This is a genomic window from Hymenobacter koreensis, from assembly GCF_039541855.1.
GTDB lineage: Bacteria > Bacteroidota > Bacteroidia > Cytophagales > Hymenobacteraceae > Solirubrum > Solirubrum koreensis.
On record NZ_BAABHA010000010.1, the window covers coordinates 499,843 to 525,823 of the forward strand.

The 25,981-nt window shown below is 58.2% G+C and carries 22 protein-coding genes; 13 read left to right on the forward strand and 9 right to left on the reverse strand.

Annotated features, from left to right (window positions below):
- Positions 1-134: 134 nt before the first annotated feature.
- The gene (gene surE, locus ABD903_RS16145; protein WP_345225981.1) at positions 135-974 is read right to left on the reverse strand and encodes a 5'/3'-nucleotidase SurE; all 840 of its coding nucleotides are present in this window, start codon (positions 972-974) and stop codon (positions 135-137) included.
- 191 nt (positions 975-1,165) lie between these two features.
- Here surE and ABD903_RS16150 point away from each other — a divergent pair, with 191 nt between their 5' ends.
- From ABD903_RS16150 to ABD903_RS16170, 5 genes are all read left to right on the forward strand, one after another.
- A complete protein-coding gene (locus tag ABD903_RS16150) occupies positions 1,166-1,849 on the forward strand; it encodes a hypothetical protein (RefSeq protein ID WP_345225983.1) in 684 nt (227 codons plus the stop codon).
- Between the two features lie 76 nt (positions 1,850-1,925).
- Positions 1,926-2,378, forward strand: a complete 453-nt coding sequence (locus ABD903_RS16155) for a DoxX family protein (RefSeq protein WP_345225984.1) — start codon at positions 1,926-1,928, stop codon at positions 2,376-2,378.
- A 200-nt stretch (positions 2,379-2,578) separates the two neighbouring features.
- Positions 2,579-4,318, forward strand: coding sequence for a M14 family metallopeptidase (locus tag ABD903_RS16160; RefSeq protein WP_345225986.1), 1,740 nt, complete (start codon positions 2,579-2,581; stop codon positions 4,316-4,318).
- Positions 4,319-4,480: 162 nt separating this feature from the next.
- The gene (locus ABD903_RS16165) at positions 4,481-5,383 is read left to right on the forward strand and encodes an ABC transporter ATP-binding protein (protein WP_345225988.1); all 903 of its coding nucleotides are present in this window, start codon (positions 4,481-4,483) and stop codon (positions 5,381-5,383) included.
- A 17-nt stretch (positions 5,384-5,400) separates the two neighbouring features.
- Positions 5,401-6,168 (forward strand): ABC transporter permease, encoded by a 768-nt coding sequence (locus ABD903_RS16170; RefSeq protein WP_345225989.1) that lies wholly within the window; start codon positions 5,401-5,403, stop codon positions 6,166-6,168.
- Positions 6,169-6,204: 36 nt separating this feature from the next.
- On the opposite strand, the gene ABD903_RS16175 is transcribed toward ABD903_RS16170, so the two are convergent.
- On the reverse strand, positions 6,205-6,969 hold the full coding sequence (locus ABD903_RS16175) for a hypothetical protein (protein ID WP_345225991.1): 765 nt from the start codon (positions 6,967-6,969) through the stop codon (positions 6,205-6,207).
- Positions 6,970-7,058: 89 nt separating this feature from the next.
- Positions 7,059-8,306, reverse strand: a complete 1,248-nt coding sequence (locus ABD903_RS16180; protein ID WP_345225993.1) for a bifunctional 3,4-dihydroxy-2-butanone-4-phosphate synthase/GTP cyclohydrolase II — start codon at positions 8,304-8,306, stop codon at positions 7,059-7,061.
- A 167-nt stretch (positions 8,307-8,473) separates the two neighbouring features.
- On the opposite strand from ABD903_RS16180, the gene ABD903_RS16185 reads away from it, so the two are divergent.
- The gene (locus tag ABD903_RS16185; RefSeq protein WP_345225995.1) at positions 8,474-8,986 is read left to right on the forward strand and encodes a DUF6896 domain-containing protein; all 513 of its coding nucleotides are present in this window, start codon (positions 8,474-8,476) and stop codon (positions 8,984-8,986) included.
- A 436-nt stretch (positions 8,987-9,422) separates the two neighbouring features.
- On the opposite strand, the gene ABD903_RS16190 is transcribed toward ABD903_RS16185, so the two are convergent.
- From ABD903_RS16190 to ABD903_RS16205, 4 genes are all read right to left on the reverse strand, one after another.
- Entirely contained in the window at positions 9,423-9,803 is a 381-nt protein-coding gene (locus ABD903_RS16190) for a hypothetical protein (RefSeq protein WP_345225996.1), read from the reverse strand.
- A gap of 142 nt (positions 9,804-9,945) precedes the next feature.
- Positions 9,946-11,124, reverse strand: coding sequence for a glycosyltransferase (locus ABD903_RS16195; RefSeq protein ID WP_345225998.1), 1,179 nt, complete (start codon positions 11,122-11,124; stop codon positions 9,946-9,948).
- A gap of 13 nt (positions 11,125-11,137) precedes the next feature.
- Positions 11,138-12,349, reverse strand: coding sequence for a glycosyltransferase family 4 protein (locus ABD903_RS16200; RefSeq protein WP_345225999.1), 1,212 nt, complete (start codon positions 12,347-12,349; stop codon positions 11,138-11,140).
- A gap of 195 nt (positions 12,350-12,544) precedes the next feature.
- Positions 12,545-14,542 (reverse strand): monovalent cation:proton antiporter family protein, encoded by a 1,998-nt coding sequence (locus ABD903_RS16205; RefSeq protein ID WP_345226001.1) that lies wholly within the window; start codon positions 14,540-14,542, stop codon positions 12,545-12,547.
- Between the two features lie 142 nt (positions 14,543-14,684).
- On the opposite strand from ABD903_RS16205, the gene ABD903_RS16210 reads away from it, so the two are divergent.
- Entirely contained in the window at positions 14,685-15,119 is a 435-nt protein-coding gene (locus ABD903_RS16210) for a hypothetical protein (RefSeq protein WP_345226004.1), read from the forward strand.
- A gap of 3 nt (positions 15,120-15,122) precedes the next feature.
- On the opposite strand, the gene dnaG is transcribed toward ABD903_RS16210, so the two are convergent.
- Positions 15,123-17,177 carry a DNA primase gene (gene dnaG / locus ABD903_RS16215; protein WP_345226006.1) on the reverse strand — a complete coding sequence of 685 codons (2,055 nt, stop codon included), beginning with the start codon at positions 17,175-17,177 and terminating at the stop codon, positions 15,123-15,125.
- A gap of 180 nt (positions 17,178-17,357) precedes the next feature.
- On the opposite strand from dnaG, the gene ABD903_RS16220 reads away from it, so the two are divergent.
- From ABD903_RS16220 to ABD903_RS16245, 6 genes are all read left to right on the forward strand, one after another.
- A complete protein-coding gene (locus ABD903_RS16220) occupies positions 17,358-18,455 on the forward strand; it encodes an Mrp/NBP35 family ATP-binding protein (protein ID WP_345226008.1) in 1,098 nt (365 codons plus the stop codon).
- Between the two features lie 57 nt (positions 18,456-18,512).
- Entirely contained in the window at positions 18,513-18,839 is a 327-nt protein-coding gene (locus ABD903_RS16225; protein WP_345226010.1) for a NifU family protein, read from the forward strand.
- Positions 18,840-19,167: 328 nt separating this feature from the next.
- On the forward strand, positions 19,168-20,448 hold the full coding sequence (gene fahA, locus ABD903_RS16230; protein WP_345226012.1) for a fumarylacetoacetase: 1,281 nt from the start codon (positions 19,168-19,170) through the stop codon (positions 20,446-20,448).
- 40 nt (positions 20,449-20,488) lie between these two features.
- A complete protein-coding gene (locus tag ABD903_RS16235; protein ID WP_345226416.1) occupies positions 20,489-21,547 on the forward strand; it encodes an acyltransferase family protein in 1,059 nt (352 codons plus the stop codon).
- Between the two features lie 676 nt (positions 21,548-22,223).
- Positions 22,224-23,378 (forward strand): zinc-dependent alcohol dehydrogenase, encoded by a 1,155-nt coding sequence (locus ABD903_RS16240; RefSeq protein ID WP_345226014.1) that lies wholly within the window; start codon positions 22,224-22,226, stop codon positions 23,376-23,378.
- A 12-nt stretch (positions 23,379-23,390) separates the two neighbouring features.
- Positions 23,391-23,939, forward strand: coding sequence for a hypothetical protein (locus ABD903_RS16245; RefSeq protein ID WP_345226016.1), 549 nt, complete (start codon positions 23,391-23,393; stop codon positions 23,937-23,939).
- A 77-nt stretch (positions 23,940-24,016) separates the two neighbouring features.
- Here ABD903_RS16245 and acs read toward each other — a convergent pair whose 3' ends face one another.
- A complete protein-coding gene (acs, locus tag ABD903_RS16250) occupies positions 24,017-25,945 on the reverse strand; it encodes an acetate--CoA ligase (RefSeq protein WP_345226418.1) in 1,929 nt (642 codons plus the stop codon).
- Between the last annotated feature and the right edge of the window lie 36 nt (positions 25,946-25,981).

The following is a 25,981-nucleotide window of genomic DNA, read 5'->3' on the forward strand; positions in this document are numbered from 1 at the left end:
GGGAAACGAGAACAGTGGGCCCAAGATAAGAGCCGTTGCACGTAACAGATCCACAGCGGGCCGACTCGGCCATAAACAACAAGCGCCCCGGTTGTAGCCGGGGCACTTGGGCCTTGTGAGACACTGGCTTCGGTTTAGCCGTTTGGATTGGCGGGACCATAGTTTTCCGGCCCTACGGGGTGCGGCTTGGTGGGCACGGCCGGGGCTGGCTGGCCGGGCAGCTGCAGCTCCCAACTTTGGTTCATGTGGGGCAGGCCATGATAGGCCGTGAGGTCGTATTGGCAGGGCACAATGCTGATGAAGTTGTGCGCCAGGGCCCATTCGTCGGTGTCGTCGCCGTGGTCGAGGTTCACGAAATTGCCCATGAGCCAGTAGTACGGACGCTTGTATGGGTCGTGGCGCATGTCGAATTCCTCCTGCCACTTGGCGCGGGCCTGGCGGCAGAGCCGGATACCGGCAATGGGGTCGTCGGACTTCTTGGGAATGTTCACGTTCAGGGCCGTACCCGCCGGTATGCCGTTAGCCAGGGCTTGACGCGCAATGTGCTCGATCCAGGGCTCGGCGTGCGAAAAATCGGCGTCGGAGGCGTAGTCACACAGCGAGAAACCAATAGCCGGCATGCCTTCGATGGCGGCTTCGATGGCCGCCGACATAGTGCCCGAGTACAGCACGTTCACCGACGAGTTCGAGCCGTGATTAACGCCCGACACGACCAAATCGGCGGGCCGGTCCTTCAGCACGTGGTGCTTGGCCACTTTCACGCAGTCGGCAGGCGTGCCGGAGCACTCGTAAGCCTCCACGCCCTCGAAGCGGCGGCTGTGGTCGAGGCGCAGCGGCTCGCCCAGGGTAATGGCATGCCCCATGCCCGACTGCGGCGAGTTGGGCGCCACCACCACCACCTCACCAAGGCGTTGCATTACACGTACCAGCGTGGCAATACCGGCCGAATGGATACTGTCGTCATTAGAAATCAAAATCAGCGGTTGAGAAGGTTGTTTCGACACGACTAATGAGGTTTTGGGTGGGCACTGCTTGCCGCAAAGGTAGCCGCCCCGGCGCCATTGCGAGGCCATCGGCTGTGACTACACCACGCACGGTGGCCGGGTACTACGGTACCGCAGCGGTTCTTGTAAACCCGAACCGCTGCCTTGCGTAGGTTTGCGCCATGGAAAAATTCCGCCGTCTGCCCCTCCTGCCGGCCTTCGCCGCTGCCCTGCTCCTTACTTCGGCCTGCGAGCCTAATCAACGCCCCGCTTCCGAAGCTGCCACGCCCAACATCAGCACCGCACCTACTCCGCCCGTTCCCCAACCGGCTCCGGCTACGGCCGTTACGCCCGCGGTTTCGGCAGCCGAGAAGGCCTATTACACGCTGGGCCGGGGCTTTCTGGGCACCGAATTCATTCGGCTGAACATGACCGAAGAGCAGCTGCGCCAGAAAGTACCGGCCGACCGGCTCAAGCGCATTACCCGCGAATCGGAAGGTATTGAGTACCCGGCTTACGAGCTGCGCAACCCCCAGTACCCCGACGCCCCGCCCGTAATTCTGGAGCTGGCCGAAGACCTGGCCGGACGGCCGGGCCTGCGGATCTGGCGCATTGAGGTACGCGACCCGCGCTACCGAACCGGTAAGGGTGGTATTGGCGTGGGCAGCACTTTCGGCGAGGCGCGGCAGGCGTATGGCATTCAAACGGTGGAGCAAGCCGACGCGGGCCTGATTGCCGTTTCGGAAAGCGTGAGCATGTCGTGGATACTGGACCCGACCGGAATTCCGCAACCCACGGGGCGGCCGCTGCTGAAAGACGATGTTCCGCCGGGCACACGAATAATTGGGGTATTACTTTTCCGCTAAAGAAATAGCCCAGCGCGTGTTAATACGGCTGCAGTTATGTACTTTGGCAGCCACCTTCTCAAATCTGCATCACCTTTTGCCGCTTTCGCCCCTCATGCCCTTGCTGGAAAACCGCTACCGCACCGCCGATTTGGGTCTGCTGCTGCTGCGGCTGGGCTTGGGCATTATGTTCGTACTGCACGGCTACCCAAAGCTAATGGGTGGGCCCGAAAAGTGGCTGGGCCTGGGCGGGGAAATGAAGTACCTGGGCATTCAGTTCGCCCCTACGTTCTGGGGCTTTATGGCCGCCGTTAGCGAAACCATTGGCGGCCAATTACTGCTGCTGGGCCTGTTTTTCCGCTGGGCCTGCGTAGCCTTGCTGCTTACCATGATTGTCGCGGCCATATCGCACATCGGAGCCGGCGACGGGTTTGGGGGCTACTCCCACGCCGTAGAGTCGGCGGTGTTGTTTCTGGCGCTGGCGTTTATTGGTCCGGGCCGTTTCAGCGTCGATCAGGTCTTGTTTCCGCCCCGGCGGCGGCTGTATTAAGATTAGCTTTCCTTCAAGTTCTAAATGCCCCGGCCCGGTAGCCGGGGCATTCTGCTTTTTGGCGGGCCTGCCTGGTTTGGTTTTACCCTGTGAACTGTCTGTGGAATTCTACAGTCGAAAGCGGGAAAACGGCTTGTTTAGGCTCACCCAAACCTGCGCCTATCTTTACCACGCTTACCGTATCGCCCATGCTCGTTGCCATGCTCCTCGCTGCCGCCCTTCTCCCCGCCGACCCCGCCAAGCCCGACTGGCGCACGCCCTTTGAGCGCGGCGACGGCAACACCACGGCTACTTACGCCGAATGCATTCAGTTTTACCAGCGGCTCGACGCGGCTTACCCCGAAATAACCATGCGCGAGGCCGGCAGCACCGACAGCGGCCAGCCCCTGCACGAGGTGGTGGTGTCGCTCGACGGGGACGCGGACCCGGCTTCGGTGCGGCAGAAAAACCGGCGCGTGGTGTTTATTCAGAACGGCATTCACCCCGGCGAGCCGGAAGGCATCGACGCATCGATGATGCTGGTGCGCGACTACGTGCAGAAGAAAGACCTACGCGCCCAACTCTCAAACGTGACCTTGGTGGTGGTGCCGGTATACAACGTGGACGGCATGCTGAACCGCAACAGCACCACCCGCGTGAATCAGAACGGCCCGCGCGACTACGGTTTCCGCGGCAACGCCCGCAACTACGACCTCAACCGCGACTACATCAAGCAGAACTCGCGCAACGCCCGCTCGTTCGCGCAGCTGTTTCAGCGCTGGCGGCCCGAGGTGTTCGTGGAAACCCATACCTCGAACGGCGCCGACTATCAGTACACCATGACGCTCATTGCCACGCAGAAAGACAAGCTGCACCCGGCCCTGAGCCAGTACCTGCAGCAGCGCCTGCTGCCCGCGCTGTACCAGGGAATGGAAAAGCGAAAGTGGCCCATGGTGCCCTACGTCGACTTCGAAGGCCAGACCCCCGAAAGTGGCTTGGTGGGTTTTCTGGAAACGCCGCGCTACTCCACCGGCTACGCAGCCCTGTTTAACACCATCGGGTTCATGCCCGAAACCCACATGCTGAAGGCATTCAAGCCGCGCGTAGAATCGACGTACGCGCTGCTGGACGAGTTCATACGGTTCGTGCACCGCGACGCCGATGCCCTGGGTGCCGCCCGCGCCGAAGCCGACCGCCAGCTACTCACCCAAACCGCGTTTCCGCTCACCTGGAAGCTCGACAAATCGGCGGCCGATGAGGTGCAATTCCGCGGTTACGAAGGCCGTACCCGACCTAGCGAGGTCAGCGGCCTGCCGCGCCTTTACTACGACCGGAAAGCTCCGTTTACGCGGCCTGTGAAGTACTACAACACGTACCGTCCCGCTCTCACCGTGGAGCGGCCAGCCGCCTACCTTATTCCGCAGGCTTGGGAAGAAGTTATTGAGCGGCTGCGGCTGAACGGCGTACGCCTGCAGCGCCTCTCGCAGGACGTCACACTCAGCGTGGAAAGCCAGTACATCGACGACTTTCAGACTAGTCCCCGCCCCTACGAGGGCCATTACCTGCACAGCCAGGTGAAGCTGCGCACGGCCCCGCAGCAGCGGGCATTTCACCGCGGCGACTATGTGGTGACGCTCGATCAGCCAGCCGTGCGCTACCTTGTGGAAACCCTGGAGCCGCAAAGCCCCGATTCCTTTTTCGCCTGGGGCTTCTTCGACAGCGTTTTGCAGCAGAAAGAACACTTTTCCGATTATGTGTTCGAAGACCTGGCCGCGGACGTGCTGCGTCAGAGCCCGGACCTGCGGCAGCAGTTGGAAGCCAAGCAGAAGTCTGACCCGGCTTTTGCGAAAGACGCCACTGCGCAGTTGGAGTGGGTATTTCGCCACTCACCATACCACGAGCCTACGTACCGCCGATACCCGGTGGCACGCTGGAATGGCGGCACCTTGCCGATTGAATAGCCCGTAACTCCCGCCCTTCTAAGTTACCTGTACCTACTGGCTAACTGCTTATTGGTGAACAATAGGCAACTTACCGGCCGCTGATGGCTGATCCCAGCTGCACTCGGTTTTGCTGCAAAGCTTTCGTTTGCCGCCAGCTCCCTCTCCTTGCAAATTGTCCCGATGTCTGTACTCGACTTCGATAACCTCTCTAAAAACTACGGCCGCACGGCTGCGCTGCGCGAGCTTACGCTAAGCATTCCGGCTGGCAGCGTATACGGACTGCTGGGGCCAAATGGCTCGGGCAAAACAACAACGCTGGGCCTGGCGCTGGGCGTGTTGCGGCCCAGCGGTGGCACGGTGCGCTGGTTTGGTGGGCCGCCGGTGGCTACTACCCGGCGGCGGATAGGGGCTCTACTGGAAACGCCGAACTTCTACCCCTACCTCTCGGCCCGCCAGAACCTGCAGATTGTGGCCGATGTAAAGCAAGCCGATAGCCGCAGTATTGAGGCTGCTCTGGAAACGGTGGGCCTCGCCCAGCGCCAGCGCGAAGCCGTGAGCGGCTTTTCGCTCGGCATGAAGCAGCGCCTGGCCATTGGTGCGGCCCTGCTCGGGCAGCCGGAGGTGTTGGTGCTTGACGAGCCCACCAACGGCCTCGACCCACAAGGTATTGCCGACGTGCGGGAGCTGGTAAAACGAGTAGCCGCCGAGGGCCGCACCATTGTTATGGCCAGCCACCTGCTCGATGAAATCGAGAAAGTCTGTACCCACGTGGCGGTGCTGCACAAAGGGCAGCTGCGCGCTTCGGGTCCCGTATCCGGCATCCTGAGCACCACCGACCGCATAGTGCTGGGCCTGCCGCCCGGCACCGCCGCCGATGTGTTGCGCGCCGCCCTCAGCAGCTTGCCGTTTGTGCACGACGTGCGGCCCGAAAACGAAGGCCGCGTGAGCTGCGCGCTGGCCGTAGGCCATACGCCGTCGTCGCTTAACCAGGCCCTGTTTGCCCAAGGTCTGACGCTGGCGCACCTGGAGTTAAGGCACCGCCGCTTAGAAGACCAATTCCTCTCAATAATTAATAATTCCTAATTATTAATTCTGATAAGATGATTTCGACCGAACTACGCAAAGTGCTGCCCTACCGCACCGTTTGGATTATGCTGCTGCTCTTTGCCGTGCTGTTTGCCGGCTTTGTATCGGCTGGTAGCTCGTTCACGGTAAACGGCCAGCGCATGGGCGACAAGCTCTACGCCTTCCCCGACTTGTGGCCGCGGCTAGCGTATGTGGCCCACTATTTCACCCTGATACTGGGCATACTGCTCATCATTCTGCTCACCGACGAGTTTCAGTTCCGCACCTTCCGGCAGCAAATCATTGACGGCCGCTCGGTGGGCGACTTACTGTTGGGCAAGTTTGCTATTTCCGTGGGGCTAACGTTATTTGGGGTGCTGCTGGTAGTGGGTACAGGCCTCTATTTTGGTCTTACCAGGGGTGCTACGCCAGCGCCTGGCAGCGTTACGGCGCAGCTACCCAGCGTAGCGCTTTACGCCGCACAAACGCTGGGCTTCCTGAGCCTGGCGGCCCTGTTGGCCGTGCTTATTCGGCGCAGCGGCCCGGCCATTCTGCTTTTCATGCTGTACGTGTGGGTGGCGGAGCCCCTGCTTCGCTACATGCTCCTGCCCGACGCAGTGGATCAGTACATGCCCACCAAGGTACTAGGGGCCCTCACGCCCACCCCCGGCCAGGAAATGCTGACGCAGATGGTGGGTGCCAGCGGTGAATTGCTGCCCAGCCAGGCCCTGCCGGTGGCACTGGCCTACACGGCGCTATTTTGGGGGCTTAGCTACGTGTTGCTGCGCACCCGGGACTTGTAGCTGGCCGCCAACCGCTGTTTCCGTGGTTTCGGCAGCCTATTGGGTATTGCCGGCTTCGCGCAGGGAATTGGCATAGTTCACCAGGTAGGCCAGTTCCCGGGCGGTAGTGAAGCTTAGCTTGTTTTCCTTGGCGAAGCGCTCCAGCTGCCGGGCTTCCTTGTTGAAGTAGGCCAGCAAATCCTTCCTGGGGTTACGCAGGGCAACGATGTTGCCTTGCGGCGTACCCAGGAAAAAAGAGTCACGCAGGTCGGTGTAGTAGCCCGTAACCCCGCGGGGAAAGCCGTAACCGCCGTATGGAAAACCGGCGGCGCCGGCAAACTGCGGGCTGGCGTTAATAGGGCGTTCCACCAGCGTTTCGCGGCGCAGTAGCATTACCGGGCCGTTGCTGATCTGCTCGAAAAACGCGGGGGCTTTAAAATCAGAATAGTCATTGCCCCGGTCCCAGCGCAGGGTGCGAAACACCCGCACCAACGATGTGTCGCGGCGTTGCTGGCGTGGCGGCGGGGGCATGGTCCACAGGGGGCTGCCGTAGTAATACCCCCGGCGCACATCCTGAAAATCGTAGTAGTTGTAGTAGTCGCTGTTGCGGGTGGTTTTCTCGCCCCGCACCGCAAACGCGCGCACCGCCACCGCCGACACCGTACGCACTGACTGATCGGGCATTACTACCAGCAGCAAGTCGCGGTCGGCGTGCAGGGTAAGCGGGCCGTTCAGGGTGTCGCCGGTAGTGAGCAACACAGTAGAAGCGGTAAACTCCTGCACCAAGGCCCGCTGTGCCTGCACCTCATAAACAGAGAGCATGCAAGTGAGAAGCAAAGCAAAAGGGGAAAAGCGGGGCGTTTTCATAGCACTAATAAGTTACACAGAAAACGCGCCCGCCGTACCACTTGTTAGCTCGCCGGCTGATTTTCGTCGGTATGCAGCGGCGTAGCCAGCCGCCGCGACAAAATGGTGTGTCCCAATTTGTCGCGCTTGGTGGTCAGGTATTGTTGGTTGTGCTCGTTTGGCTCCATTTCAATCGGCACCGTTTCCACGATTTCCAAGCCGTAACCAATCAAGCCGGTGCGTTTGCGGGGGTTGTTGGTGAGCAAACGCATTTTAGACACGCCCAGGTCGCGCAGGATTTGCGCCCCCACGCCGTAGTCGCGCTCGTCCATGCCAAAGCCCAGCTCCAGGTTGGCCTCCACGGTGTCGCGGCCTTGCTCCTGGAGCTTGTAGGCTTTCAGCTTGTTGAGCAGGCCAATGCCCCGGCCCTCCTGGTTCATGTACACGAGCACGCCTTTGCCTTCGCGCTCAATCTGCTGCATGGCATGGTGCAGCTGGGGGCCGCAGTCGCAGCGGCAGGAGCCAAAAATATCGCCCGTAACGCAGGAGGAATGAACGCGCACGAGTACCGGCTCGCCGGGAATCAGCTCGCCTTTCACTAGGGCCAGGTGCTGGGCGTTGGTGGAGCGTTGCGTGTAGGCGTACAGGTCGAAGTCGCCGTACTCGGTGGGCATTTTCACCGAAATATCACGGTGAATAAGGCTTTCCTTTTCGAGGCGGTACTTGATCAGGTCTTGTACCGAAATCAGCTTCAGCCCCCACTTGGTGGCTACTTCGCGCAGCTCGGGCAGGCGGGCCATTTCACCGTCTTCGCGCAGAATCTCCACCAGCACGCCGGCCGGCTCGAACCCGGCCAGGCGGGCCAGGTCCACGGCCGCCTCGGTGTGGCCGGCGCGGCGCAACACGCCTTCCTTGCGGGCTTTCAGCGGGAAAATGTGGCCCGGCTTGCCTAACTCCTCCGGCTTGGTATCGGGGTCGATGAGGGCCAGTATGGTTTTGGAGCGGTCGGAGGCCGAAATGCCAGTGGTAACGCCGTTTTTCAGCAAATCCACCGACACCGTGAAGGGCGTGGCGTGCAGCGCTGTGTTGCGGCCCACCATCAGCTCCAGGCCCAGCTCTTCGCAGCGGTCTTCGAGCAAAGGCGCGCATACCAAGCCGCGGCCGTGGGTGGCCATAAAATTGATGACTTCGGGCGTGGCGCACCGGGCGGCACAAATAAAGTCGCCTTCGTTTTCGCGGTCTTCGTCGTCGACCACAACCACTACTTTGCCGGCCCGGATGTCGGCAATGGCGTCTTCAATGGAATCAAGCATAGCGGGGCGCAGGGCTTGCGGGGAAATGCGGCCGGCAGGGACCAGCCGCTGGTGGAAAGCACTTTCCGTTGACAACCGCCATCGGTGGGGCGAAGTTACAGGACCGGCCCCAGAATCGTGGGGAGTCATCGTTGATGATTTATTAGCCTTGCTCCTACCTTTGCCTCATGCCTTTCAGTCCCGAGGAGTTTGTGGCCATCATCCGCAAGTACCAAGCCGCCGTGCGAGAAGCAGTTGGCTGGTTGCGCCGCAAGGATTTCAGCACTACCATTCTGGCCCTTGCCCGCCGGGGACGCCTAGATGCCGATGGCCGGGCACACTATGAGTTTCACGGTTACGGTTGCTTGGTAACGCTTCCCGATGGACGTTCCGTGGATTTCGATTTTGGCTTTGATGAACGGTTTGAAGAAGGGCGAGTTGATGGATTCGATCCATACTTCGTGGTCAGCTACTATGCACAGCACACCGACACCGCGCTGGGCACTGCGCTACAGGAGGCCAGCTCAGCTTTGATAGCCCAATTGCTGGCCCAAGGCACTGTTGTCCGCCCCGATGAACAGTTATACTACTTCACCGAAGACTGGCAAAATCCATCACCGCCGACGTACCGGCCTAATTCGCTACTGCTGGAAGACGTACCGAATTACGAGGCATGGCTGCGGGACTTCTGCCCCTACTAAGAACTTATCCGAAAAATGATTTGGCGGTAATACTTGACCTGGCGTCCGCCTGTCTAAACATCTCTACCGCTTCGTTTGGGCCGTTAAACGAAGCGGTAGAGATGCTTCGACTTCGCTCAGCATGACGGTCTTTTTTGGATGACCTGTTTTTCGGAGAGGTTCTAAGCGGACATCGAAGTGACGCAAAGACTCGCAATAGCAAAGCACCAGAGCTTCCTTCCGCTTACTCGGAGAACCTGCCTACCTGTTGGGGTTTACCCCTACAGAACGGCCGCAGAAACACCCTTGCACGGAGTTCACGAAACTAATCTCCCTTCCGAATTAAATGTACTTTGATTAGTGAACGGGTTTCTTGAACTCAGACTGGACCGTAGAGCACCTTTGTAAGGTCAATAAGCGCCTAGGGTAACGGTTCACGCAAAGGGGCGAAATGCTGCTAGTCTCCTTCCGAGTTAGTCAGGTTGTAGGCCTGTACCCCTTCGGCTCTGATGGTGTCGTTGTCGCAATCGTCAGGTTGGTCGCGCTCATCCACTGGGTCTAAAGAGAGGTAATAGCCGTTGCTAACCCGCAAAAACTTGAAGGACTCCACGTTGTAAAAAAAGACTTCGCTGCTGTAGGCAAACGCGTACGAGCTAACGGGCTTAAACCGCAACAGAAGGCGGTTCAAGCGCTTGGAGTGCTGCAACTGAAAGATTACCTCCGCCACCAAACCGTCGCCCTCATAGCGCACGGCAAAGCCTTCCACGACCGCATCAAGCAGGGTCTCCGAACTCGTTACCAAGCGAAGGGCATCGTCGTTTTCAGCCAGCAGGTGCATGTGGGGCAAAGAAGTAGAACCGCAATGGTACTACAGTTCACGCAAACGGTGGTACTATAAACCTACTCCGTTTGATGAAATAAGGGCAAGGCGAAGTTTCATCCGTCGGAGAGCTAAAGAGTGAGGGGCAGCCCCCGAGGCATCAGGTATGCTGAAAAAGCTGCGCCAGCCGCTCCGTGGAGGCCGCCCAATTGTACCGTTCACGCACAAACTCGCGCCCACCCAGGCCTAGGCCGGCGGCGTTTACCGGGTGGTTTAGCAGCTCAGTGACGTATTGCGCCAGCTCAGCGGTGTTCTGGCCCACCAGCACGTGCTGCCCGGGCGTGGCGTGCAGGGCGTTGTTGGCCAGCGGCGTGGTCACGCAGGGCCGGCCCATGGCCATGGCCTCCAGCAGCTTGTTTTGCAGGCCGGTGCCGGTGCGCATAGGCGCCACAAATACCCGGGCCGAGGCGTAAGCCGTACGAATATCGGGCAGCCAACCGCTGACTTTTACGTGCCCGGATTGCAGCGCCAGCACGCGCGCCGCGGGCGTGGTACCGGCCAGCAGCAAACGGGCCTGCGGGTGCTGCACCTGCACGGCGGGCAGAATTTCCTGAGCCAGCCACTCTGCCGCCTCCACGTTGGGGTGGTAGGCCATATTGCCACAAAACACCAGTTCAAACGGCTCGTCGGCGGGCACGGCACCGGGCCGGAAATACTCCGTGTCGATGCCGTTGGGCACTACCTGAATGCGTTGCCGGTCTTCGTGGTCGATGAGCTGGCGGTCCTGGTCGGAAATGATGGTGTGGTGCCGAAACCAAGCAAAGCACTCGGCCTCGTACTGCCTAAGACGGTGGGCTTCCAGCTCAAACACCGGGCGCTGCCACGCGGGCGCCTTGCCGGCGCGCCGCTTCATGCCGGTCGAAAACACATCCATGTAATCGAGGGTAAGGGGCAGCTGATGGGCGAATGGCCGGGCGTACTCAGCCATCCGGATCAGCTGGCAGTACAGCGCATCGGGGCCGAAACCTTGAACTAAGGCTGCTACTTTTTGGGCGGCGGCGGCATCGTAGAAGTATCCTACCTGAAATGGCCACCCTTTTAACAGGCCAAGGCTCATGTTCAGGCCGATGCCGGGTTTGCGCAGGCGGTGAACGTGCAGGCCGCCGGCGCACAGCGGCGCTACGGCAGCGTGAGCCTCGGGCGTTACGTCCTCGTCGGTTAAGGCAAACAGGCACACGGTGTGCTGCTGGGCCAAATGGCGCAACTGGTGATAGGCGCGCAGCTTGTCGCCCTTATCGAGCGGAAACGGGAAACGGGAAAGCAGTACGAGGAGCTTCATTGGGGGCGCAAACTTACGCCTTCGCGCCTATCTGCTCGTACAAGGCCAAGAAGCGTTCCACCACCCGGGTGTTGTCGTAAAGGTTTTGGGCAGTAATGCGGGCCTGCCGGCCGACGCCCTCGTGGCAAAAATCCCCCTCCACGTAGCGGCCAATGCATTCAACCCAGTCCCCCGCGTCGTCGCATACCACAATGTCGTCGAGGTGGCGCACGGCTATACCTTCGGAGCCCAGGCCGGTGCTGATGATGCACTTGCCCATGGCCATGCCCTCAATGATTTTTACCCGCATACCGCCGCCGGAAAGCAGTGGTACAATCATTACTTCGTGCTGCTGCATGAAACGCGGCGCCGAATCGACGAAGCCGTGCATGCGCACGCCTGCCTCTGTGCGGCGCTCAATGTGCTCGGGCATGTCTTTGCCGGCCACATGCAGCTCCAGGGCCGGCCAGCGGCGTTTCACATTGGGCCACACGTTATCGAGAAACCACTCCAACCCTTCCACATTCGGCCGCCAGTTTAGGGAGCCAAGGAAAAACAAGGTTTTGGGAGTGGCTTTGATGGCCGGATCGGGTTGAAAGCGGGCCAGGTCCACGCCGGCTGGAATGAACACCACGGGTTCCTGGCAGCCGAGCTGCAGGAGTCGACGCTTGTCGGGCTCGGTAATGGCCGCCACGGCCGTGAAGCGGGGCAGGTACTGCTGCTCGAAGCGTTTCAGGCGGCGGGCCAGGTGGCGCAGGTAGCCCGCTTGCAGGGGCTTTTGCTCGTTGCGGGCCAGCTGGTCCCAAATTTCGTGCTCCACGTTGTGGGCGCGCAGCACCACCGGCACCTTGGGCGCCACGCGGCGAACCACGTCTACGTACCAAGCCACGAAAGTGCCCTCGATCTGCACCACATCGTAAGCCGTTTCGCGCAGTAAGGCTTCCAGCCGTGCGGCAAAGGACTCCGACATGAAACGCTCTACGTTGTAAGGCGTGCTGCGAAACAGCAGATTGCGCAGGGCTTTAACCGGCGACAAGCTGGTGTCGACTTCTACCGTTACCAAGCGGACCTTCGGGCCGAGGTGGTCGAGCACGGTGGCCTCCTGACGGTGTTTGGGCGTATTAGCTGCCAGCACGGTAACGTGGTGTCCGGCCCGTACCAGCCCGGCGGCCACGTCGTACATGGCAATGGCGCCGCCGTCGTGAGGCGGAAACGGTACACGCGGGCAGATTTGCAGAATATTCACGGCAGCAGTAACAATCGGACTACAAATATAGCCCCCAAACGAGGCATGTCCAGCCGAATTTACGGTTAGGCATGCCGCCCACCGCTTATGGTGCCTACCGCTGAACCAGCGGGTGTGAAAGCCCCCTTAGCTTATCGGTGTTGAGCAACCGCCAGACGCCTTGAGAGCCAAAAGGCAAGGGCCGACGGGCCGGGCTTAACCCAGCGCCCGCGCAAACTCATTCACCTGCTCCTGCTTACCGAAAACATATAGCGTGTCGCCGGGTTGAATAACGGTTTCGGCATCGATCTGATCAATCATCTGGCCTTGACGGCGAATGGCTAGTAAGCTGATGCTAAAGCGCTGCCGCACTTCTGCCTCGCCCAGCGTGCGACCAGAAAGGAAGGTGCCGGCGCCCACGGGAATGGTCATTAGCTCGGAATCGGACAGGGACAGGTGCATGGCCGACCAGTCGGTAGTGGAGAGCGAGCGGCCGCGCATCATTTGGTAGCTGTCGGCGCGCAGCTCTTTAATCAGCTGGTCGATGTCGTGCATAGGCACGAGGTACTTGGCCAGCACGCGGGAGAAGATTTCGATGGAGGTTTCCAGCTCTTCGGGAATGACCTCGGTAGCGCCCAGGCGGCGCAGCTCCTCGATTTCGGCGATGTAGCGGGTACGCACGAAAATGCAGGCCTGGGGGTTCAGGCGCCGCAAAGCCACCACCACGCGGCGGCTGCTGGCGGGGTCGGAAATGGCCACTACCATTACCCGGGCGTGCGTTACGCGGGCCTGTTCCAGCACATGTTCCTGGGTGGCGTCGCCGTACAAAATAGGTTCGCCCCGCTCCCGCTCCCGGCGCACGGTTACGGGGTTGGTTTCGATAATGACGTAGGGAATCTTGGCGAATTTGGCCGTGTGTACTAGGTTGCGGCCGTTCAGCCCGTAGCCCACCACCACCAGGTGGTCGTTCACGGCCGCGGGCAGTTCACCTACCCCCGCGGCGGCCGCAACGCCCAATGGTACCGGCCGTAGCATGGAGGCCGGCAGCGGCAGCCGCATAAACAGCACTACCAAGGGCTCGGCAAACAGCAACACCACGGGCGTAAGGCTCATGGTAAGCACCGAAACGGCCAGGAACAACTGGTAATCGGCTTGCTGAATTACGCCCGCATCGAGGCCTACCCGCGAGAGGATAAAAGCAAATTCCCCTACCTGACACAGCGCCAAGCCCACCAGCAGCACCGTGCGCATGGGCAGCCGCAATACGGCGGTGGCAGCCACGGTAAGCAGCAATTTTAAAACCATGACGCCCAGCGTGAGCAGCAGAATTTGTACCGGGTGCGCCAGCAAAAAGCGCACATCGAACAGCATGCCGATGGACACGAAGAAGAAGCTGGCGAATATCTCGCGGAAGGGCAGCACGTTGCTCACGGCCTCGTAGCTGTACTCGGATTCGGAAATGATGAGGCCGGCCATGAACGCGCCCAGCGCCATGGAAAGACCGGCTTCGGAGGTCAGCCACGCCACGCCCAGGCAGGTACCGATGATGGTGAGCAGAAACAACTCGCGGCTGCGGGTTTTGGCTACGGCAAACAGCAAACGGGGCATTAAGTAGCGGGCGCCCACGAACACCAGTGCCAGGACGCCCACCATTTTAGCGGCCATCAGGCCCAGGTCTAGCCACGGGTTGTCGCTGCCCTGGCCGCCCAGCAGCGGTGTAAGCAGCATCATGGGCACCACAATCAAGTCTTGGAAGATAAGAATGGCCAGCGTTACCTGCCCGTGCATTGATTCCATTTCCAGCCTGTCCTGCAGCAGTTTAAGCACAATGGCCGTAGAGCTCAGCGAAAACAAAAAGCCCCAAAACAGGGCCGTAGCCGGCGGAAAGCCCCCGAAGGTTGCCAGCGCATACACCGCCCCAATGGTTAGCCCCACCTGCAGGGAACCACCTAAAAACACGGCCCGCTTAATGCGCCCCAAACTTTGCAGGGAAAACTCCAGACCGATGGTGAACATGAGCAGCATCACGCCCAGCTCCGCCAGCTGGTCTACCTCCGCCTGGGCCTTTACCAGCCCAAGAGCAAAAGGCCCTGCCACCATGCCCGTTACCAGAAACCCGATGATGGACGGAAGTTTCAGCCGGTTAAAAATGAGGATAACGCCCACTGATAGCAGCAGGATAACGAGGATGTCAGAGAAGATGGGCAGGTGCATGTTTCCGGGGGCGGGTGAACCGGCGCAAGATGCAACGCAGATGCTTACATTGAGAGGCCCATTCGATGAAGCTTACATCACAACCGAAGACTTTGATAGCTATTGACAATGGCTGTTAGCGCAGCTATGTTTTCGGCCTTTCATGAAATCTTCTTATATCATTTCATCTATCAATAACGGTTACTTAATGCTTATGACATCGCCTGAAGAAACGGTTGCTCCCCAAGGGAATACTCATCTACCTCAAAATACAAAAGAGCTACTTGAGCAGATACGAGCCAGACCGGCTATGTTTATTGACCGGAAATCCATTCATTACCTCAGTGTCTTTCTGACCGGTTGGATTATAGGTTGTGGGACAAAGAGTGAAGTACTTATGGATAACGACGCTCTGTATGGCTTCCAAATTTGGATTGAAAAAAAGTATAAGATTCGAACGTCCCATTCCTGGGCTCGAATTATCGACTTCTATTCACCAGATGAAAGCTATGCTTTCGACAAGTTTTATGAATTGTATGACGAATTCACAAAGCTCAAGAATGCTGGGAAGCTGAAAAACCTAGAAAGAACTTGGTAAAAACTACCGCGAAATAATCGTCCCGAGCAGCCCCGCCAGCTGCATATCCAGCTGCTTCAGCGACTTATAAATGGCCATTTGCGCCAAATACTCATCGATGTTGCTGGGGTCGAGCTGGTTCATGGCTTCCAGACAGTCGCCTAGCTCGCGCTCCACGTTGCACTTGTTGAGGCGCAGAATGGCGTTGTCGCAGGCTTGCTGAAGCAGGTCGATTTCGCGGGGCACGTAAATGCTGTGCGTAATCCAGTTCGGGCTAAGCTCCCAAGGGTCGGTTACTAGGTCGCTGATGGCGGCGCGGATATCGGCGCGGTTGTGGCGCACCAACTCGCGGGCGTCGGGGAACCTGCCCGCGGCCAGGGTTTCGCGGCAGAGGTGCAGCAGATCGGCGTAAATGGGCGTGCGGAAGGGCGTTTCGTCGGTTTGGCCGAGCAGGTACGCGGCCACGCTCACGCCCTCGTGCAGGGGCTGGGCGGGGTAGTTAAGCACCAGGCGCACAATTTCTCGCTCCACGGCCACCTGAATATCGGGTACGGTATCGGATTCCTCGCCTACCTCGTCCTCCATGATGCCGTAGGCCTCGTCGGGCATGGCATCGTCGGGGCGCTGCTGGCTGAGGCCCTGGGGCGTAACCACCGTTTGCGAAGGCGCATTGGGGCCCGTAGACTGAGGACGCGTGGCGGTGCTGCCAGACCGGCTGCCGCCGCTGTTTCCGCTGCTGCCCGCGTTGCGTGGCCCCGGCGCAGTTTGCTTCACCAGCTTGTTGTATTCGCTGATGAGCACCTGCTCGTCGATGTGGAAGGCCATTGAGGTTTGCTGCAGGAACACTTGCCGCTTGAGCGGGTCGGGCACTTTGGCAATGCTCTGGAGCACTTCTCGAATGGCTTCGGCCTTCTTCACCGGATCCTGCGCGGCCTCTTTGGCCACCAGCTGGGTTTTGAAGGTGATGAAGTCCTGGCTTTGCTCCTCCACAAACTTGCGGAAGCGCGCGTCGCCCACCTTGCGGATGTAGCTGTCGGGGTCGTCGCCGTCGGGAAACAGCACCACGCGCACGTTCAAGCCGTTTTCCAGGATGATATCGAGGCCGCGTAGGGCTGCCTTTACGCCGGCAGCGTCGCCATCGTAGAGCACCGTGATGTTATCGGTGTAGCGGGCAATGAGGCGGATCTGGCCCTCGGTGAGCGAGGTTCCCGACGAGGCCACCACGTTTTTAACCCCGCCCTGGGCTAGGCTGATAACGTCGAGGTAGCCTTCCACCAAATAGCACAGCTCCTCCTGCCGAATGGCTTGCTTGGCCTGGTAAAGGCCGTAGAGCACGTCGGATTTGTGGTATATCTCCGACTCGGGCGAGTTCAGGTACTTGGCCCCGGCTTTGTCGTCGCGGCGCAAGGTGCGGGCGCCAAACCCCACCACGCGGCCCGAGATGTTGTGAATCGGGAACATCACGCGGCCCCGGAAACGGTCGTAGCGGCGGCCGTCTTCCTCGCGCTTTATCACGAGGCCGGTTTTCTCGAGGTACTTCACGTCGAAGCCGGCTTTCTGGGCTTCGGTCAGCACGTCGTCCCACTTATCGAGCGAGTAACCGAGCTCGAAAGCTTCGATGGTAGCTTGATTCAGGCCGCGCTCTTTCAAGTAAGCCCAGCCGATGCTTTCGCCCTCGTCGGACTCCTGCAGCAGCATGCGGTAGCGGTTTTTGGCCCAGTCGGAAATAATGAACTGGGAATCCCGCTCGTTTTGCGCCAGCTGCTGCTCGGGCGTGCGCTCCTCTTCCTTAATCTCTACGCCGTACTTCTTGGCCAGCCACTTAATGGCCTCGGGGTAGCTGGCCCCCTCCACGTCCATGATAAACCGGACGACGTCGCCGGCCTTGCCGCAACCGAAACACTTGTAAATGCCCTTGGCCGGGGCCACCGAAAACGAAGGCGAATTTTCGTGGTGAAAGGGGCAGCAGGCCCACATGTTCTGGCCCTTTTTCTTGAGCGTAACGAAGTCGCCCACCACCTCCACTATGTCGGCGTAGTGGAGAACTTGGTCAATGGTTTCTTTGGGAATGAGGGCCACGGCGGAGAAATGCGGAAAGACTGCGAAGGTACACACGAACACCCCCATCTGGGGCGGAGACTTTACTTCGCACCGCTTCATTAGCCGAACCCTCCACCCCTTCCGGCTGTTTTCTTCCCGACCGCACCGTTTCGGGTTTATCTTTGCGCCACGGCAGCTCACGCGCTGCTTTCCTGACTTATGAGCATTACCCCAGAAGCCGTACTAAAAGCCTTGAGCTACGTGGAGGAACCCGATTTGGGCCAAGACCTCGTAACGCTCAACATGATTGAGGACGTGCAGATTGACGGGTTGAACGTGTCGTTCACCGTTATTCTCACCACGCCCGCTTGTCCGCTGAAAGACCTGATCCGCAACGCCTGTATTCGCGCCATTACCACCATGGTGGACAAAGACGCGCAGGTGACGGTGAACATGACCTCGCGCGTGACCAGCATGCGCCAGAACCGCGACATTCTGCCCGGCGTGAAGAACATCATTGCCATTGCCTCGGGTAAGGGCGGCGTGGGCAAAAGCACGGTAACGGCCAACTTGGCCGTGGCCCTGGCCCGCACCGGCGCCAAAGTAGGCCTCGTGGATGCCGACATCAGCGGCCCCAGCATGCCCACCATGTTTAACGTGGAGGACTCACGCCCGCACGTGTTTCAGGCCGAAGACGGCCGGAACCTGATCGAGCCCATCGAGCAGTACGGCATCAAAATCATGAGCATCGGCTTTTTGGCTCCGGCCGAAAGCGCGATTGTGTGGCGCGGCCCCATGGCATCGTCGGCCCTCAAGCAGTTTATTACCGAGGTAGACTGGGGCGAACTGGATTACCTGCTGCTCGATTTGCCGCCCGGCACCTCCGACATTCACCTGACCCTGGTGCAAACCGTGCCCGTAACGGGTGCCGTTATCGTAACCACGCCGCAAAAAGTGGCGCTGGCCGATGCCCAGAAGGGTTTGCAGATGTTCCGCCAGCCGCAAATTAACGTGCCGGTGCTGGGCGTTGTAGAGAACATGGCGTGGTTTACCCCTGCCGAGCTGCCCGAAAACAAGTATTTCATCTTCGGCGAAGGTGGTGGACGCGCCCTGGCCGAGAAGCACGATGTGCCGTTGCTGGGCCAGATTCCGCTGGTGCAGAGCATCCGCGAAAACGGCGACGAGGGCATTCCGGCCATTATGCACCCCGGCACGCCCGCGGCTGAGTTATTTGGCCAGCTGGCCGAGGAAGTAGCGCGCCAGGTATCCATTCGCAATGCCGTGGCGCCCCGCACGCAGGTAGTGGAAATGAAGTAAGCCGACCTTTTGCCGCGAATGTGCGAACTTCGTGGCTCGGCCAAGTGTATTGAAAGCATGTCTGCAGCTACTTTAACTGACCACCCGCTCCTGCCACGCATCGAGGTAGCCCTCGATGGCATCCGTCCGTACCTTAAAGCTGACGGTGGTGACGTGCGCGTGCTTGGCATTACCGACGATATGGTACTGCGCCTGGAACTGCTGGGCGCCTGCGGCACCTGCCCCATGTCGCCGATGACCCTCAAGGCTGGCGTGGAAGAATCGGTGAAGAAGGCCGTGCCGGAAATTCGCTCGGTAGAGGCTGTAAACGTGGCCACTGCCTTACAACCTGCCGGTCAGGAAGGTCGTCCTCAGCCGCCCACAGCGGTACCAACGCCTAACTAAATTTGCGCTGCTAATGAAGCGCGCCCCGCTCCTGCCGAACCGGTGGAAGCGGGGCGCGGTGGTTTTGTATTGAAGCGGCACAATTCGGCATCTGCAACGACGATCAGCTGCTGGTACCGTAGCTGCAGCTGGTCAGTCTCGCTGACTTGAGTTAGCCGTAGCTACTTCTGCTACACCACCTCACAGGAGTATGCTTTCCTTATGACCTGCCTGTCAAGCTGCTTCCCCAAGCTGAGCGAAGAGAAAGGCGTTTCTGCCCAGTCCTTCATCGACTGTAAAGACCCGCACGGCTATCTTTGCAAGCATCCGCGTACTGCACATTGCTTCCATGGCCAACCCCAATACTCCCACGCTTCGCTCCTGGATTGACATTGCTCCCACCAGCGACTTCCCTATTCAGAACCTTCCGTTTGGGGTATTTGAAACCGAGGAGCGGGGCACCCGCGTGGGCGTAGCCATTGGCGAATACGTGCTTGACTTGTACGCCGTTAGCCAACATGGTTTTTTCCGTGACCTAGACCTGCCCACCGAGCCCAAAGTATTTCGCCGACGCACCCTGAATAGCTTCATTCGACTGGGCCGCCCGGCTTGGCGGGCAGTACGCAACCGCGTTTCGGAGCTGTTGCGTCACGATAACACGGAGTTGAGCGACAACGAAGAAGCCGTACATGACTGTTTGGTGCGCCAGCGTGACGTACGCATGCTGCGCCCCGTGAAGCCTCAGAACTACACCGACTTTTATTCCAGCATCGAGCACGCCACCAACGTGGGCACCATGTTCCGCGACCCAGCCAATGCATTGCTCCCGAACTGGAAATGGATACCCATTGGTTACCACGGCCGCACGAGTAGCATCGTGGCGAGCGGAACCTCTATCCGCCGTCCCAACGGCCAGCGCAAAGCTCCTGATGCAGCTGTGCCCACGTTCGGTCCGTCGCAGCAGCTGGATTTTGAGCTAGAGGTAGCCTTTGTGGTTGGCCACGGCACGAGCTTGGGCGAAACTGTGCCCATTGCCGAAGCCGAAGACCATATTTTTGGCCTGGCCTTGTTCAACGATTGGAGCGCCCGCGACCTGCAAAGCTGGGAATACGTGCCGCTGGGGCCGTTTCTGGGCAAGAACTTCGGGAGCAGCATCTCGCCGTGGGTGGTAACGCTGGATGCGCTGGAACCTTTCCGTCTAGCAGGGCCGGTGCAGGACCCCGAACCTCTGCCCTACCTGCGCCAATCGGGCCAACACAACCTCGACATAAACCTGGAGGTGAGTTTGCAACCGCAGGGCGGCGAGGAAAACGTTATCTGCCGCTCCAACTTCAAGTACATGTACTGGAGCATGGCGCAGCAACTCACCCACCACGCCTCAAATGGCTGTAACCTGGAAGTAGGCGACCTTTACGCCTCCGGCACCATCAGCGGCCAAAGCCCCGATTCGTTCGGATCAATGCTGGAACTGACCTGGCGCGGCACCAAGCCGCTCACCTTGACTGATGGTTCGCAACGCAAGTTCATTCAAGACGGAGACACGGTGATTATGCGCGGTTTCTGCGAGAAAAACGGCCTGCGCATTGGTTTTGGCGAAGTGCGAGGCACCATTCTGCCTGCTGCTGAATAAATCAGTAAGCGTAATTTCTTTTGCTTGTTATATCACATTGATGAATCAAATTTCACCTGTCCTGTATGCAAATACTGACGATGCAGTGCAGACGGAAAAGTCAGCTAAGAGCACACCCAAGCAACACTTAAACATCCTGGATCTGTTAAGGGGCTTTGCTGCAATTAGTGTTTGTTTATATCATTATACAAACGGAACTCTTCCTAAAATCTCGATACCTTTCACCAAATCCTTATTTTCTTGGGGTTCATTAGGTGTAGATATTTTTTTCGTCATTTCGGGATTCATCATCCCTTTTGCGCTGCATCGAAGTAATTACACATTACCCGGTTTCGGCAAATTCATGCTTAAACGAATTGCCAGAATTTGTCCACCTTCTTACGTGGTCATTATTCTAGCCATTGCGCAATGGTGGACTATCGACACCTTCTTAAAACCATCAGCACCTTACTTATCATTGATTTCAATACCCCAACTTATTCACAACTTTTTGTATACAATCGACTTTACAGGATACAAATGGATTAATGGCGTTTTTTGGACTTTGGCCATTGAATTTCAGTTCTACATATTTATGGGCTTGGTCTTTTCAATTATATCTAAAAACAAAATTTTTGCTTTTGCTTTAGCCATAATATTTACTGTGCTATCCTTTACAAAATTTGGCAACGGCAACACAATTATAAATTATGGCTCTTTATTTATAATGGGATATATTACATGGTTAAAGAAAACAAATCAGATTTCTACAAAAATATTTGCACCATTTTTATTTTTTATCACAGCAATTGCAAGCGCCAAGCTTGACATTCCTTCTGCTCTATTTGGAGCAGCAACATCCTTGCTTATAGCATATGTAAACGTTAAGCATCCAGTGTATACTTTTTTTGGCAATATCTCATACTCTCTATACTTAACTCATATTTTGGTAGGCACAACATTAGAAGGGGTTTTAGTACGCTTTCTTCCCGTCGAGTCGGTGATTACACGTTTGACCATTCTGTTAATCTGCCTGGTATCAGCAATTATTTTTTCGTATCTATTCTATATTACAATTGAGAAAAAGTTTATAGCTATTGCAAATAACCTTTTCAGATAGTTGACAGATATTGAAACAAAGCAGCTTGCTGTTTTCTAGAATTTAAACGTGCCAAATTCGCGGTAACAGATGTTTATCTGAAATTTTATTAGAGGTCCTAGTGGCCATATTGCCGCGGTTGCTCTCGTGGCTGAAGTCATTCAATGCTTCTACCAACCTAGCATCCCCTAGGCGTGATAGTTCAGGAAGTGGAGCACTGCATTATTTAAAGTATAGAAGCCGCCAAGCTCAGGCAGGACTTTCGAGCGGCACCCTCTGTTAGCTTGCCAGTGCCGCCAATCAGTTCCTTGCCTTGGTACACGCTGTGGAGGTAGTAGACCGGCAGTAGACGCCAACCCGGCGTTGAAGGAGTACTGGTTGACGAAACTCGCCTTGTTCTAGCACAGCTCGAAGTGGACTTGACCAATACTGCACCTAACCGCTACCTCTGCTGTTCGCAAAAATTTAACCCCAAGCGCATTTTCTTGACTACTCCGTATTTCTAGCAGGCATAAACCCAGTATAAATACTTATTTACCTTCCCTAAATCCAGCATCCGCAACCTTAGAAATACAGGACAGTACTAGATGAGTCCATTACCAAGCGCCCTGCAAGCGGCAGAGACAACAGCGGCTCGTTTGTAAAGACTCTTGGTTTGGGCACATCCGACCCACCTGAACTTCTAACCAAACCACCTATGCTAGCCATGGATTACCGGGGCCCGAAAAGGGTCCGTGCCGTGCAGAAACCGATGCCGGAAATCAAGCACCCCCAGGACGCCATCGTTCGGGTATTGCGCACCTGTATTTGCGGTTCCGATCTGCACTTATACAACGGCAACGTGCCCGATACCCGCGTGGGCTCCACTTTTGGACACGAGTTTGTGGGTGAAATTGTTGAAATCGGCTCGGAAGTAACCAAGGTTAAAATTGGCGACCGGGTTATCGTGCCGTTTAACATTTCCTGCGGTGAATGTCACTTTTGCCGTCAGGGCATGTTTGGCAATTGCCATGAGTCGAATACCGAAGCCACGGCTGTGGGGGCTATTTACGGCTACTCGCACACCGCCGGCGGCTTCAACGGTGGCCAGGCGGAATACTGCCGCGTACCCTACGCCAATGTAGGCCCCACCATCATTCCGGAGGGGATGGACCTGGACGATGCCGTTCTGCTTACCGACGTGGTACCCACCGGCTACCAGGCCGCTGAAATGGCCGGTATTCAGCCCAACGACACCGTTTTGGTGTTTGGCGCCGGTCCCATTGGCATTATGGCGGCGCGCTGCGCCTGGCTGTTTGGTGCAGGCCGTGTCATTATCATTGACCAGGAAGATTACCGATTGGAATTCGCCCGCAACTACTCCTACTGCGAAGCTTACAACTTCAATGAAATGGGCGACCCGGTGGTGTTCATCAAGAAGATTACCGATTGGCTGGGCGCCGACTGCGTGATTGACGCCGTAGGGGCCGAAGCCGCCGGCAATACCATGCAAACCATTACCGGCCGTAAATTGCTGCTTCAGGCTGGCTCGGCCACGGCGCTGCACTGGGCCATTAACTCGGTGAAAAAAGGCGGCGTGGTTTCGGTTGTGGGTGTGTACGGTCCTACCGACAACCTCGTGCCCATTGGCAACGTGCTCAACAAAGGCCTTACCATTCGGGCCAATCAGGCGTCGGTGAAGCGCCTGCTGCCGCGCCTCATCGAACACGTGCAGAACGGCGTAATCAACCCCAAAGGCTTGATTACCCACCGCCTGCCACTGGAAGAAGTAGCCGACGGCTACCGCATGTTCTCCGCCAAGCTGGACAACTGCATTAAAACCGTACTGCTTCCTCCCACCGCCAACCACTAACGCCGCCCGATCATGGAAAAGAACGTGATAAATACGCCCATCGACCCCAAGCAGATTAAAGGCTGGGGCATTGATGCCGACCCCAAGAACGACCCCACCTACCCCATGCGGGCCCGCATGAACATTGCCCAAGACCCCGATTACAAACACCGGCCCGATTCGTTGCAGCCCGTGGACGTAGAGGTGCTTCGCTCGGTAGAGCGGCCCAACGTGTCGGCCGTTTTCGGTACGCCCGAGCCTCCGAGCGGCCTAAGCGGTTGGATCCGGCGGGCAGCCTTTCACTACAGCGAAAACGAGTACGCGCACTGGCTACCCCTTATTCTGGCAGACCGCGTAAATGTGGTGGAAGGCGTGCTAAGCGACCTGGTACACGGCAAAGTGCCCAACATTTACGCTGAGAAAGGCTACCCCGTAGAGTGGAAGCACAACCGCACCAGCCTCATCCTGAAGCTCTCGACGGTAGCCGCGGTGGCCGTTGGCGGACTTATCCTGCTAAGCTCCGGCGACAAAAAGGGCAAAAAGCGCAAGCAAATTCGGCCGCGGGATTATCAGGACTATTAAGCTTGTTTCTTTCGAAACGAAAAGCGCGGCTGGTATTGCTACCAGCCGCGCTTTTCGTTTCGAGGAATTCCACCCAATTACTTCTTCCCGCTGATAATCTCGTCTACCACGGCAGGGTCGAGTAGCGTGGTGGTGTCGCCGAGGCTGCTGGTTTCGCCCTCGGCCACTTTACGCAGAATGCGGCGCATGATTTTGCCTGAGCGCGTTTTGGGCAAGCCCGACACAATTTGAATTTTATCGGGGCGTGCTATTTTACCGATTTCTGCGACTACCGTTTCAATAATGCTGGCCTCTACGTGGTGACGGTCGGCTTCGGTATCTACGTCGCCGGTACGGCAGATAACGTAGGCGTAAATGCCCTGGCCTTTTACGTCGTGCGGGTAGCCCACCACCGCCGATTCCACCACGTGCGGGTTCTGGTTGATGGCGTTTTCGATTTCGGCGGTGCCGAAGCGGTGGCCCGACACATTTATCACGTCGTCGACGCGGCCGATGATTCGGTAGAGGCCGTTTTCGTCGCGGCGGGCGCCGTCGCCGGTAAAGTAGTAGCCGGGGTAGGGCTGGAAGTACGTTTGCCGGGCCCGCTCATGGTCGCCGTAGGTGGTACGAATTACGCCCGGCCAAGGCGCTTTGATGGCGAGGTAGCCTTCCTGGTCGTTGCCCTCTATTTCTTGTCCTTCCTGGGTGAGTAGCACGGGCTGCACGCCCGGCAGCGGCAGGCCGGCGTGGGCCGGTTTGCTGGGTGTAATGCCGGCCAGCGCCGAAATCATGATGCCGCCGGTTTCGGTTTGCCACCACGTATCTACCACCGGGCACCGCTCCTTGCCCACGTGCTGGAAGTACCAGTACCAAGCCTCGTCGTTAATGGGCTCCCCTACCGAGCCCAGCACCCGCAGCGAGTCGAGCGAATAGCTGAGCACGTTATCGAGCGGGGCCGCCATGAGCGAGCGGATGGCGGTGGGTGCGGTGTAAAACACGCTCACCGAGTGCTTGTCGCACACCTGCCAGAAACGGCCGGCATCGGGGTAGGTAGGCACGCCTTCGAACATAAGCGTGGTGGCGCCGGCCAGCAGCGGACCGTACAGCAGGTACGAATGGCCGGTAACCCAGCCAATGTCGGCGGTGCACCAATACACGTCATTTTCCTCCACCTGAAACACGTTGCGGAAGGTGTAGTCGGTCCATACCATGTAACCGGCGGTGCTGTGCACTACGCCTTTGGGCTTGCCCGTGGAGCCCGAGGTATACAGAATGAACAAGGGGTCTTCGGCGTCCATTTCTTCGGCTGGGCAGCTTTTGCCCGCGTCCTTGGCTTCTTCGTGATACCACACGTCGCGGCCTTCGTGCATGTTCACGGGCCAGCCCAAGTGCTCAATTACCAGTACTTTGCGCACCGAGGGGCAGTGTTCCAGGGCCTCGTCGACCACGCGCTTCACCGGAATTTGCTTGGCACCGCGGTTCAGCCCGTCGGTAGTAACCACGAATGTCGCTTGGGCGTCGTTCACACGGTCGGCAATGGCCGTGGCCGAAAAGCCCGCGAAAATGACCGAGTGAATGGCCCCGATTCGGGCGCAGGCCAGCACGGCAATGGCCAACGAGGGAATCATGGGCATGTACAGGCACACCCGGTCGCCCTTCTCCACGCCCAGGTTATGGAGCACGTTTGCAAATTTGCAGACCTCCTGGTGCAACTCACGGTAGGTCAGTCGCAGGTGCCGCTCTTTGGGGTCGTTGGGCTCCCAGATAATAGCCAGCTTGTTGCCGCGCGTAGCCAGGTGTCGGTCGAGGCAGTTCTCGGTAATGTTAAGCTTAGCGCCTTCAAACCACGTGGCCGTGCCTTCGGGGGAAAACTGCCCGCCGCGCACCTGAGTCCACTTTTTGCGCCAAGTAAAAGGCTCGGCCAGTTCGGCCCAGTACGCATCGGGCTCCTCCACGCTGCGGCGGTAGGCGGTGTGGTAATCCTCAAGGGTGCGAATGCGCGGGTGGATGGGAACGGTAGCTGGCATAATGGAAGAAGCAGGGTTGGTGGGCGTGGTTGCGGC

Excerpts from the sequence above, each read along its gene's own strand:
- ABD903_RS16150 (WP_345225983.1), top strand. The coding sequence starts at position 1,166 with ATGGAAAAATTCCGCCGTCTGCCCCTCCTGCCGGCCTTCGCCGCTGCC.
- ABD903_RS16160 (WP_345225986.1), top strand. The coding sequence starts at position 2,579 with ATGCTCCTCGCTGCCGCCCTTCTCCCCGCCGACCCCGCCAAGCCCGAC.
- ABD903_RS16165 (WP_345225988.1), top strand. The coding sequence starts at position 4,481 with ATGTCTGTACTCGACTTCGATAACCTCTCTAAAAACTACGGCCGCACG.
- ABD903_RS16170 (WP_345225989.1), top strand. The coding sequence starts at position 5,401 with ATGATTTCGACCGAACTACGCAAAGTGCTGCCCTACCGCACCGTTTGG.
- ABD903_RS16175 (WP_345225991.1), bottom strand. The coding sequence starts at position 6,969 with ATGCTCTCTGTTTATGAGGTGCAGGCACAGCGGGCCTTGGTGCAGGAG.
- ABD903_RS16180 (WP_345225993.1), bottom strand. The coding sequence starts at position 8,306 with ATGCTTGATTCCATTGAAGACGCCATTGCCGACATCCGGGCCGGCAAA.
- ABD903_RS16185 (WP_345225995.1), top strand. The coding sequence starts at position 8,474 with ATGCCTTTCAGTCCCGAGGAGTTTGTGGCCATCATCCGCAAGTACCAA.
- ABD903_RS16190 (WP_345225996.1), bottom strand. The coding sequence starts at position 9,803 with ATGCACCTGCTGGCTGAAAACGACGATGCCCTTCGCTTGGTAACGAGT.
- ABD903_RS16195 (WP_345225998.1), bottom strand. The coding sequence starts at position 11,124 with ATGAAGCTCCTCGTACTGCTTTCCCGTTTCCCGTTTCCGCTCGATAAG.
- ABD903_RS16205 (WP_345226001.1), bottom strand. The coding sequence starts at position 14,542 with ATGCACCTGCCCATCTTCTCTGACATCCTCGTTATCCTGCTGCTATCA.
- ABD903_RS16210 (WP_345226004.1), top strand. The coding sequence starts at position 14,685 with ATGAAATCTTCTTATATCATTTCATCTATCAATAACGGTTACTTAATG.
- ABD903_RS16220 (WP_345226008.1), top strand. The coding sequence starts at position 17,358 with ATGAGCATTACCCCAGAAGCCGTACTAAAAGCCTTGAGCTACGTGGAG.
- ABD903_RS16225 (WP_345226010.1), top strand. The coding sequence starts at position 18,513 with ATGTCTGCAGCTACTTTAACTGACCACCCGCTCCTGCCACGCATCGAG.
- fahA (WP_345226012.1), top strand. The coding sequence starts at position 19,168 with ATGGCCAACCCCAATACTCCCACGCTTCGCTCCTGGATTGACATTGCT.
- ABD903_RS16235 (WP_345226416.1), top strand. The coding sequence starts at position 20,489 with ATGAATCAAATTTCACCTGTCCTGTATGCAAATACTGACGATGCAGTG.
- ABD903_RS16240 (WP_345226014.1), top strand. The coding sequence starts at position 22,224 with ATGCTAGCCATGGATTACCGGGGCCCGAAAAGGGTCCGTGCCGTGCAG.
- ABD903_RS16245 (WP_345226016.1), top strand. The coding sequence starts at position 23,391 with ATGGAAAAGAACGTGATAAATACGCCCATCGACCCCAAGCAGATTAAA.
- acs (WP_345226418.1), bottom strand. The coding sequence starts at position 25,945 with ATGCCAGCTACCGTTCCCATCCACCCGCGCATTCGCACCCTTGAGGAT.